The organism is Ruegeria sp. HKCCD6428 (assembly GCF_013110595.1).
Taxonomy (GTDB): Bacteria; Pseudomonadota; Alphaproteobacteria; order Rhodobacterales; family Rhodobacteraceae; genus Ruegeria.
On record NZ_WVQX01000001.1, the window covers coordinates 854,665 to 864,881 of the forward strand.

The 10,217-nt window shown below is 60.8% G+C and carries 12 protein-coding genes; 3 read left to right on the forward strand and 9 right to left on the reverse strand.

Features of this window, described 5'->3' with window-relative positions:
- Window positions 1–17: 17 nt before the first annotated feature.
- Together GS620_RS04185 and GS620_RS04190 are read right to left on the reverse strand one after the other, a co-directional pair.
- Window positions 18–920: a fatty acid desaturase gene (locus GS620_RS04185; RefSeq protein WP_171614206.1), complete on the reverse strand. Its 903-nt coding sequence runs from the start codon at window positions 918–920 to the stop codon at window positions 18–20.
- Window positions 913–1,116, reverse strand: a complete 204-nt coding sequence (locus GS620_RS04190) for a DUF2061 domain-containing protein (protein ID WP_171614208.1) — start codon at window positions 1,114–1,116, stop codon at window positions 913–915. Before GS620_RS04190 ends, GS620_RS04185 begins: the two co-directional genes overlap by 8 nt.
- Before the next feature lie 108 nt (window positions 1,117–1,224).
- Between GS620_RS04190 and GS620_RS04195 the strand changes: the two genes are divergently transcribed.
- The gene (locus GS620_RS04195; protein ID WP_171614210.1) at window positions 1,225–2,094 is read left to right on the forward strand and encodes a helix-turn-helix domain-containing protein; all 870 of its coding nucleotides are present in this window, start codon (window positions 1,225–1,227) and stop codon (window positions 2,092–2,094) included.
- A gap of 79 nt (window positions 2,095–2,173) precedes the next feature.
- Window positions 2,174–2,356, forward strand: a complete 183-nt coding sequence (locus GS620_RS04200; protein ID WP_117868740.1) for a hypothetical protein — start codon at window positions 2,174–2,176, stop codon at window positions 2,354–2,356.
- A 1-nt stretch (window position 2,357) separates the two neighbouring features.
- Here GS620_RS04200 and GS620_RS04205 read toward each other — a convergent pair whose 3' ends face one another.
- The 4 genes from GS620_RS04205 to GS620_RS04220 form a co-directional block, all read right to left on the reverse strand.
- A complete protein-coding gene (locus GS620_RS04205; RefSeq protein WP_171614212.1) occupies window positions 2,358–3,116 on the reverse strand; it encodes an SDR family oxidoreductase in 759 nt (252 codons plus the stop codon).
- Window positions 3,113–4,579: a carnitine 3-dehydrogenase gene (locus tag GS620_RS04210; protein WP_171614214.1), complete on the reverse strand. Its 1,467-nt coding sequence runs from the start codon at window positions 4,577–4,579 to the stop codon at window positions 3,113–3,115. The genes GS620_RS04205 and GS620_RS04210 overlap by 4 nt, the downstream gene beginning before the upstream one ends.
- Before the next feature lie 8 nt (window positions 4,580–4,587).
- Window positions 4,588–4,905 (reverse strand): hypothetical protein, encoded by a 318-nt coding sequence (locus GS620_RS04215; protein WP_171614216.1) that lies wholly within the window; start codon window positions 4,903–4,905, stop codon window positions 4,588–4,590.
- A gap of 61 nt (window positions 4,906–4,966) precedes the next feature.
- Window positions 4,967–5,881, reverse strand: coding sequence for a 3-keto-5-aminohexanoate cleavage protein (locus GS620_RS04220; RefSeq protein WP_152458196.1), 915 nt, complete (start codon window positions 5,879–5,881; stop codon window positions 4,967–4,969).
- 133 nt (window positions 5,882–6,014) lie between these two features.
- Here GS620_RS04220 and GS620_RS04225 point away from each other — a divergent pair, with 133 nt between their 5' ends.
- Window positions 6,015–7,001, forward strand: coding sequence for a GlxA family transcriptional regulator (locus GS620_RS04225; RefSeq protein ID WP_171614218.1), 987 nt, complete (start codon window positions 6,015–6,017; stop codon window positions 6,999–7,001).
- A 76-nt stretch (window positions 7,002–7,077) separates the two neighbouring features.
- Here GS620_RS04225 and GS620_RS04230 read toward each other — a convergent pair whose 3' ends face one another.
- Genes GS620_RS04230 through GS620_RS04240 form a run of 3 tightly spaced genes read right to left on the reverse strand, consistent with a single transcriptional unit; the run spans window position 7,078 to window position 10,085 of the window.
- Window positions 7,078–8,124: an aldo/keto reductase gene (locus tag GS620_RS04230; protein ID WP_171614220.1), complete on the reverse strand. Its 1,047-nt coding sequence runs from the start codon at window positions 8,122–8,124 to the stop codon at window positions 7,078–7,080.
- A gap of 31 nt (window positions 8,125–8,155) precedes the next feature.
- Window positions 8,156–8,614, reverse strand: coding sequence for a DNA polymerase III subunit chi (locus tag GS620_RS04235; RefSeq protein WP_171167813.1), 459 nt, complete (start codon window positions 8,612–8,614; stop codon window positions 8,156–8,158).
- 4 nt (window positions 8,615–8,618) lie between these two features.
- A complete protein-coding gene (locus GS620_RS04240) occupies window positions 8,619–10,085 on the reverse strand; it encodes a leucyl aminopeptidase (RefSeq protein WP_171614222.1) in 1,467 nt (488 codons plus the stop codon).
- Between the last annotated feature and the right edge of the window lie 132 nt (window positions 10,086–10,217).

Below are 10,217 nucleotides of genomic sequence, written 5' to 3' on the forward strand. Positions count from 1 at the left end.
CCCGTTGTGTCGCCAAATCAGTGCTTTGGCCAGAGCGGATGCGGAACTGGATCCTTGGCGCGCAGTAGATACTGCCGGAAAATCTGTGCATAGGAGCGGTAAACATACGCCTCATTGCAGGCCAGATACCTGTCTTTGCCATCCCGATACAACGACGGCAGCCGATACCATGGCGCGGCGGGATTCATGTGATGAACAACATGCAGGTTGTTGTTCAGAAACAGAAACGCCAACGGCCCGCTGTCTTCGATAATCACGGTCCGCGCGCGAGACTTCTCGTGCGCGCGGTGTTCCAGAAACGTGCGGATTTTCAGCAACGCCAGCCCGATATAGGCCGAAATCAGATAGGCCCAGATCGGCATGGCCGACTGTGCAACGATCCACAGTACTGCAACCGCGCCGGGGATATGCAATGCCCAGGCCAGCAGGATCGCCCTGTCGCCGCGCCGCAGCCCTCGCCATTCGTCGCGCAGAAACAGCACCTGCCCAATGGCCGGACCCAGAACCATTCGCCCCAGAAGCGTGTTGTTCAGGGCCAGCAAAGCCCGCACGCCACCCGGCAGGTCCGCCCAAACCTTGGGATCCAGATAGTTGGACTCGGGGTCGTCATACGGGTCGGTCAAAGTGGCATCCTGATGATGCGCCAAATGCAGATCGCGAAAACGGTTATACGGAATGGCCAAGGTCAGCGGCAGCGCCATCAGCGCCTCATTCAGCCATTTGGCTCGGAACGGGTGCCCGTGCAGGACTTCGTGCGTCAAAGACGAATGCAGGGCGGCAACAAAGCCCAAAACCAGCACCGTCAACCACAGCGAAACATCCGCCAACCAGAACAGCCCGACCAGCCATGCGGCATAGCAGCCGACGATCAGGGCAAATGTACCCCATTCGGGCGACTTGGGTGTTGAGGGCTCAGCCATTGCGCCCCCACGAAACTCCGGCCCAAATTCTTTCATAGACAATGTAAAGCGCCAGGCCAATGGCGGTATTCACCAGCGCCAATGCCCCGCCGACGGCGGCCGACCCCGTGGCGATCAGGCCCACCAGCGTCATGGTCGCCAGCCCCATGGCATTCCACACGATTGCTTTCACGACAGATCTTCGCCGCGTTTCCATTCCGAACCCCATTCTTTTTGCTTTTACAAAGGGGTTACATTTCATTTCTCACGCTGAAAATTCTGAATATGATTAACAAAACTAATCATCTGTGATATTTTTCATCGCATGAAGGAAAACATCGACAAACGCGACCGCGCCGCTCAATTCCGCCTACGCCTTGCCCGCGCGATGGAGGACCGTCACGTCAGCCAAAGCGCGCTTGCGCGCCACATCGGCGTGGACCGTTCGACCGTTTCTCAGTTGTTGACCGGTCATGGCGCGCGTCTTCCCAACGCGCATGTTGTGGGTGGCTGTGCCGCGGCACTGGGTGTCTCGGCTGACTGGTTGCTGAGCCTGTCCGACAGACCGGAAAGCGCGGCAGAGATTTTGGCCAGTTCCCTGTCCTTTACGGAAGCCCCTCGCGCCCTTGTCGATGAGCGGATTTTCGACTGGCACAAAGAAGCCGCCGGGTACAAGATCCGCTATGTTCCGGCCGCCCTGCCTGACATGCTCAAGACGCGCGCGGTGCTGGAGTGGGAATATGCCCCCCATCTGGGTCGCACGGCAGATCAGGCCATCGGTGCATCCGAAGACAGGTTGACCTGGATGCGCAGTGCGCAGTCTGATTACGAAATTGCAATGCCATTGTTCGAGATCGAAAGCTTTGCAAGCGGCACGGGGTATTACCAAGGCCTTTGTCCGGCGATTCGTCAGGAGCAGATCGATCATCTGCTGGAGCTGTGTGAACAGCTTTATCCCCGAATGCGTATCTATCTGTTCGATGCCAAACGGCTTTATTCGGTCCCTGTAACGATTTTTGGGCCGCTGCTGTGCGTTTTTTACGCAGGCAGTCACTATATGGCGTTCCGTGACCGGGACCGGATCGAGACGTTTTCACGGCACTTCGACACACTTGTGCGCGAGGCCGATGTGGCCGCCCGCGATTTCCCCGACCACTTGCGACAACTCAGAACTGCAGTATCCGGCAAGAATTGATGCAGCGGCGCAAAACCTGTGCTATCGTCCCTTGGCGCGAACCAACGGGCATTCCGATCACAAACGGAGGACCACAGGAATGGACGCAATTCAAACCGCTCAATACGCGCGCGCGCTGTATGCCGCGCACGGAGACCGGGCCGAGGCGGAAGCCGCGCAGAAAATGCGTGAATGCGAAGCCGCCGGAAACCAGAAAGAGGCGCAGGATTGGCAGGCGGTCCGTCAGACCATCCGCCAGATCCGCGGACCAAATCAGGGCTGACCTACAGTTTTGGGTCGGGGTTGACCGTGTGCCCATCCACCGCAATCACCTGCCCAGACACCAGCCGTGCTGCGTCTGAAGCAAGAAAGACGGCCATATTGGCAATATCCTGCGCTTCCACAAAGCGCCCCATAGAGGTGCCCGAGGCATAGCCCTGATAGACCTCATCGCGGGTCATGCCTTTCGCGGCGGCCTCTCGGGCCAAGACACCTTCCATGCGCGGGCCTTCCACGGCACCCGGGCAAATGGCGTTTGCGCGAATGCCCAGCGGTCCAAGTTCCATCGCCAGGGTTTTCATCAACCCTATGACCGCCCATTTGGCCGAAGCGTAGGGCGCTCGGAACGGATAGCCGTACTGACCGGCTGTCGAAGAGGTCAGAATGATGCTGCCCGCCCGCGCCGACTTCATTATAGGGGCCGCGTGTTTGGCGGCCAGAAAGGCCCCGTCCAGATTGACCGCGACGCAGGCGCGCCATGCATCCAGATCGATATCATCGATCGCGCTGGTCGGCCCGGCGATTCCGGCATTTGCGCACAAAACATCCAGCCCGCCGGCGGCCCCGACAGACTGAAACACCGCGCTCATGTCGGCCTCGTTGGTCACATCAGCCCTGTGCGCCACCCAATGGTCGGGCAAGATTTCCAGGGCTAACTGGTCAATATCCGTTACCCAGACATCATAGCCAGCAACGTCAAACGCCGCGGCCATGGCATGACCGACACCCGATGCCCCGGCCGTTACCAATACGCGCCTGGTCACGATGGCTTCCGAATGGCGGCACCCGCCCCTTCAGGGTAAGGCAAACCGGCCTGTGCCTCGGCAATCCGCGCCATCGCTGCTTCGATCTTGGGCGACGGCGGGCTGGGACGGCGGGTTTCAAGACTGACATGCAGCAGAAAGCTCTCGCCCGTGGCCAACAGCTTGTCGCCTTCATACATGCTGTGAAAGACATGCAGCTTCTTGCCCTGCCCCAACAGCATCTGCGTGCGCACGTCGATCTTCGCCCCTGCATGGACCTCGTCGATGTAACGGATGTGGTTCTCGGCGGTGAAATAGCTGCCACCCGACGCGATATACTCCATATCGCAACCGATGATCTCCATGAAACGGTCCGTGGCGGCCGCAAAGGCTTCCAGATACTTGGCTTCGTTCATATGGCCGTTGTAATCCGTCCAGTCCAACGGAACGGCGCGGGACAGGGTCAGGATCGGCTGGCTCAGATCCGCCTGATCCAGCGACGGCAGGGCACCCGGTTTCAACAGCGCATCATGCTGGTTCAGCACCGCCCCCGCACCATAGTTCTGCGCCTTGAGGGCACGCATCATGCCAACAAGGTTGTTGTCGCGAATGCGCTCCAGTTCACGGATCGAATGCATCCCTGATTGCGCGTCTGACTGATCGGCGATCAGGTCGACCAGTTCATCGGTGAATTCCGGCACGTCCATCAGTTTGGTCCAGGGCCATTTCAAGGCTGGCCCGAACTGAGCCATGAAATGTCGCATTCCCGCTTCACCTCCGGCCACGCGGTAGGTCTCGAACAATCCCATCTGCGCCCAGCGGATGCCAAAACCCATCCGGATCGCCTCGTCGATCTCTTCGGTCGTGGCGATGCCATCCTTGACCAGCCACAGCGCCTCGCGCCAGACCGCCTCAAGGAACCGGTCGGCGATATGCGCGTCGATCTCTTTCCTGACATGCAGCGGGAAGAAACCAACCGAGGTCAGCAATTCTTTGGCCCGTTCAATCATCTGCTGTGGGTTTTTGTCGGTCGGCACCAGCTCGATCAGCGGCAGCAGATAGACTGGATTGAACGGGTGCGTCACGACGATCTGTTCGGGCCGCAAAGCACCGTTCTGAAGCTCGGATGGTTTGAACCCGCTGGTCGATGACCCGATGATCGCTTCTGGATCACAAGCCTCCTGCAAGCCCTTGTAAACCTTCAGCTTCAAGTCCAGCCGCTCTGGCACGCTTTCCTGGATCCACATCGCGCCCTGTACGGCGTCGGCCATGTCGTCATGAAAGCTCAGTGCGCCCTCGGCCGGCAACGGAACGTCACTCAGCCCCGGCAGGGATCGCCGCGCATTGTCCAGTACTTCGCCTATTTTGCGTTCTGCTTCGGGGTCCGGGTCGAACACCCGAACGTCCCATCCATTGAGCAGGAACCGTGCGGCCCATCCGCCGCCGATGACACCGCCACCGATAATTGCTGCCGTCTTTGTCATGCTGTCCTCTAATCGATACAGATTACCTGCGCGCGCCCCGCCTCATCCAGATGCGGAATGCATCCGAATTGCGGTGTCACCGCGCTGCATTGTTTGGTGTCCGACAGGCAGAACCCTGCGCAGTCAGAGGCTTTTTCACAGGAGTTTCCAGCGTCGGGCAATGGTTCAAAGCAGATAAACTGCCGTATCCGCCCGCCTACCTCATAGCTTCCCCCTTTGGCTTCGCAGTCCTTGCGGGCCAAAGGGTCTTCCGCGGTCTGTGCCACCCCGACCCGGGGTAGACAAACGGCCAGAACCGTCGCGCAGATTACAAGCACCGATCGCATTGCTCACTTCCTCTTGCTGGCGCCCCTGCACTTACCGGTCATGGCAAGGGACGCAAACAGGTCAACCTTTGGGCGCCCGTTTGACCAGACCCAGCTTCTCACGCACTTCCTGCGGCCCGATCACCCGCGCGCCCATGTTCTCGATGATGGTGCCTGCGCGTTCGACCAATTGCCAGTTTTCGGCCAGCACACCCTTGTCCAGCCACAGGTTGTCCTCGAGCCCCACGCGCACATTGCCGCCCGCCAGCACCGAGGCCGCCACATAGGCCATCTGATGCCGCCCCAGCGAGAACGCGCTGAAGGTCCAGTCATCGGGCACGTTGTTTACCATCGCCATGAAGGTGTTCAGATCATCCGGCGCGCCCCACGGCACGCCCATGCACAGTTGAACCAGGGCGTTGGGTTCCAGAATTCCCTCTTTCACCAGTTGCTTGGCAAACCACAGATGGCCGGTGTCAAAGGCCTCGATCTCGGGTTTCACGCCCAGATCGGTCATCATCTGCCCCATCGCCCGCAACGCGCCGGGCGTATTGGTCATGACGTAATCCGCCTCGGCAAAGTTCATCGTCCCGCAATCCAGCGTGCAGATTTCGGGCAGACATTCGGCCACATGCGCCACACGCTCGGTCGCACCAACCAGATCGGTTCCAGCCTCGGCCAATGGCAACGGGTTTTCGATACCGCCGAACACCATGTCTCCGCCCATGCCAGCCGTAAGGTTCAGCACTGCGTCCACCTCGGCATCCCGAATCCGATCGGTCACCTCACGATACAGCGCCAGATCGCGCGACGGGGCACCTGTTTCGGGGTCGCGCACATGGCAGTGCACCACGGCAGCACCCGCCTTCGCGGCGGCAATCGCACTGTCGGCAATTTGCTTCGGTGAACGCGGCACATGAGGGCTTCGATCCTGCGTCCCGCCCGAGCCGGTCACGGCGCAGGTGATGAAGACTTCGCGGTTCATTTCCAGAGGCATGGCGTTTTCCCCAAGTTATACCCGGTTTTGCCTTGGGTTTTCCCCAGGCTTCTCCCCGGATTCCGATTTGCGTTCTGCCCCGACTCTGGCGCAGCCTTGGGAAAACCACTTGGCAGAATGCGAATCGAACTTGATGCAATCCGCAAAAAACATACTGCAACCCGAACATCGGGCCCTGAAAACCGCCGTTCTGGTGCTGGACGAATGCAACACGCTCAGCTTCGCCTCGGCGGTCGATCCGATGCGCGCGGCCAACCGTTTGGCGGACCGGCCCGCCTTTGACTGGGACTATGTGACCGCCACAGCCGAACCCGCGATGCTGACAAGCGCCCTGCAAGTGCCCGGCATCCCGCTCGCTCGCCTGCAAGGCTGCGACCTCATGATTGTCGTCGCGGGCTTCCAACTCGCCCGCCACGCCACCCCCAGCCTGCTGGCCGGGCTGCGCCGCATTGCCGGTACCGGCGCGACGATGGCCGGGATTGACGGCGGCCCCTGGTTGCTGGCCGAGGCCGGGCTGCTGGACGGTCACCCCGCGACAACCCACTGGGAAGACCTGGAAAACTTTGCCACTCGTTTCCCCGACGTGGACGTGCGCCCCGACCGTTTCACCGTTTCGGACGGTCGCCTGACCTCTGGCGGCGCGATTCCCGCTGTCGAGATGATGCTGCACATCATCGCCGCCCGTCATGGCGCGGGTTTCGCCTCCCGTGTCTCGGGCCTGTTTCTGTATGATGGCGCGCCGGACCCCGGCACACCGCAAAGCCGCACCGGCGTTCCACATCGCCACACCGCGCTGACGGCAAAGGCGAATTCGCTGATGCAGGCATCCCTGGATGATCCCCTGCCACTGGCCCACATCGCAGACCAGCTGGGCACCAGCCCGCGCACTCTGCAACAACAGTTCCGCCTGCGCCTGAACACCACGCCGCAGGATCACTATCTGCAACTGCGCCTGGCCGAGGCCCGCCGTCTGGTCACCGACACCGACCTTCCACTGATGGATGTCGCGCTGGCCACCGGTTTTGCCTCGCAATCCAGTTTCGCCCGCGCTTTCCGCACCGCACATGGTCAATCTGCCCGCGACCTACGGCAAGAGCGCGCGCACCCCACCCATCACTGACCCGATCCAACTTCATCTGGCCAGAAATATCCCGGGGGAGGCACGCGCGGCGTGCCGGGGGCAGAGCCCCCTCGCCTCAGTACGGCATCGGGTGCGCCTTGTGGACAGCGTCCAGCTCGGCCAGCAACTCCTTTGACAACGTCAAATCCGCACCGGCCAAAACGTGTTCAAGCTGCGCGACCGTGGTCGCGCCAAAAATCGCCGACATCATGAACGGCCGCGAGCGGCACCAGGCCAGTGCCATATGTGTCGGATCCAGGTCATGCCGCGCGGCAACATCCAGATAGGCCGCGACCGCATCAAACACCCGGTCAGACTTGCGCCCGCCCAATTCAGGCGAAAGCGACATACGCGAGCCGCCCGGCACGGCCCCACCCTGGTATTTTCCGGTCAGCAACCCGGTACCCAGGGGCGAAAACGCCATCAGGCCGACATCCTCTTGTACGCTCAGCTCGGCCATGTCGGTATCGAACAGGCGACACAGCAACGAATACTCATTCTGCACCGACGCCGCACGCGGTGTGCCCGTCTGTTCGGCCAGTCTCAGCCACTGCGCCGTACCCCACGCGCTTTCATTCGACAGACCAAAAGCACAGATGTTGCCTTTGTCCACCTGAACCTGCAAGGCCTCCAGACACTCCTGCATGTTATCCAGAACGTCCGCGGTATTGTGCCCCGAAGGCGCATAATCCCAGTTTTGACGGAACATATAGCTGCCGCGATTGGGCCAGTGGAACTGGTAGAGATCGATGTAATCCGTCTGCAACCGCCGCAAAGACCCTTCGATGGCCTCGGGAATGGTCTTGGCGGTGATCGGCGCACCGTCGCGAACATATGACAACCCCTCACCCGAATGCTTGGTCGCCAGTACGAAGTCCGCCCGGCGCGACGAATTTGCAGCGTTCCAGTTTCCAAGAATTTCTTCGGTACGACCAATTGTCTCTTGGGCGACAGGATTCACGGGATACATCTCGGCGGCATCCACAAAGTTGATCCCCGCGTCCAGCGCCATGTCCATCTGTCGGTGCGCATCCGATTCCGAGGTCTGCGACCCGAACGTCATCGTCCCGAGGCAAAGATCGCTCACGACAATCCCGGTGCGGCCCAGAGGCTTCATCTGCATCCTCAAATCTCCTGATAAATGGCACGGCCCGTCAGGCTTCGGCCTTCTTTTCCCACCGCCCGGATTCCTCCGACCAGTATTGCGCGGCGCATCCGGCGCCGGTCAGCGTCTTCCACTGCCCGCGCGCGTGCTGTACGGCCATGTCGTCATTGCCGTCGAACAGAATGCAAACCCGCTCCAGGGCCGACACCTCTTCGGGTTCGACCGGCGCGCCGTCCACCGCCATGACACACACCGCGCCGTTGGGGGCCTCGGCGCTGGTGGTCAGAAGGATCGGCTGCTCGGCGTCATGCGGGCCGCCTTCGCGACCATGCGGCAGGAACCCGTCCTCGGGGCCCAGCCACAGCTTTTCATCCAGCCAGTCCATCCGTGCGGGATCGGTGCCCCGCACGGCAATCTTCCACCCGGCCTGTCGCGCCTTGTCCAGCAGCACAGGCAAGGTGTGCTCCAGCGGCTGGCGGGTCAGATGGTAGAAATAGACGGCACCCATTCGCTTACTCGAAATTGTCCTGCACGAACCGGCTCAGCGCGCGCACACCCCAGCCCGTGGCACCTTTGGGCGCATAGGATGTCTCGGACGACACCGAGGCCACACCCGCGATATCCAGATGGATCCAGGGCGTATCCTCTTTCACGAAACGTTGCAGAAACTGCGCCGCGGTGATCGAGCCCGCCGGACGGCCACCGACGTTCTTCATGTCGGCGATGCGCGATTTGAGCAGCTTGTCATAGGCATCGCCCAACGGCATCCGCCACGCGCCTTCATCCTCGGCCCGGGCCGATTTCAGGAAGGCGTCACAGAATGTGTCATTGTTGGAAAACACACCTGCATTCTCATGACCCAGCCCGATGATGATCGCCCCGGTCAGGGTGGCCAGATCGATCATGCCCACCGGTTTGAACCGCTCCTGCGCGTACCACATAACGTCGCACAGAACCAAACGGCCTTCGGCATCGGTGTTGATGATCTCGACCGTGTCGCCCTTCATCGACTTGACCACATCGCCCGGACGGGTGGCATTGCCCGAAGGCATGTTCTCGACAAGCCCGACAAGGCCCACCACATTGGCCTTGGCCTTGCGCTTGGCCAACGCGCGCATCGTGCCCGCGACAACACCGGCACCGCCCATGTCCATGGTCATGTCTTCCATGCCACCGGCCGGTTTCAGCGAAATGCCACCTGTGTCGAAAACCACCCCCTTGCCCACCAAAGCCAAGGGCGCATCGTCCTTGTCGCCGCCATTCCAGTGCATCACAACGACTTTGGACGGGCTGGCAGAGCCCTGCCCGACGCTCAGCAAAGTGCGCATGCCCAGTTCAGCCAGCTTGTCCTCTTCCAGAACTTCGACTTCCAGGCCCAGCTCCTGCATCTCGACAAGACGATCGGCAAATTCCGTGGTCGTCAGAACATTTGCAGGTTCGTTGGTCAGATCACGGGTCATCCGCACGCCGTCGGCGATCGCGTATAGCGGTGCAAACTCTGCTTCGGCTTCCTTGGGTTTTGAATGTCCGATCGTAATCGAACCGCTGCCTTCGCTGTCCTTGGTTTTGTGCGCGTTGAAATCATAACTGCGCAGCACCATGCCAAGGGCCAGGTTTTCGGTCTGCGCCTGATTGCCAACCATCACCAGCATGTCCTTGCCAACTGCGGATTTGGCCAGCGCGGCACCAGCCTTGCGGGCCTCGTCGGCTTCCGGACGGCGCGGCAGCACCACGACGTCCAGCGCTTCGGCCGCCATCCCAGCCGGCCAGGCCATCGAGATGACATCGCCGGTCTTGGACTTTCCGAATTTCTCACTTTCGACAAGCCGCGCCACAGCGCCTTTCGTCAGACGATTGGCCCGACGCGCCGCAGGGTTCATTTTTCCGTCCGACGGAATGATGATGGCCACCCGCCCTTCGGCCTGCGCCATCGCATCCAAGTCAAACTCCTGAAAGCGGACCGGTATCAGACTGCTCATTGCAAACTCCTCGAATTCTGTTCCCCAAGACCTAGCCCGCGCCGCCCGACTTGACCAGATAGCAGTTTTCCCCGCGTTTCAATTGCAGTAAGGTCCCGCAAAAATAACCGGCAGGCTCGGGGGAGAAAGACG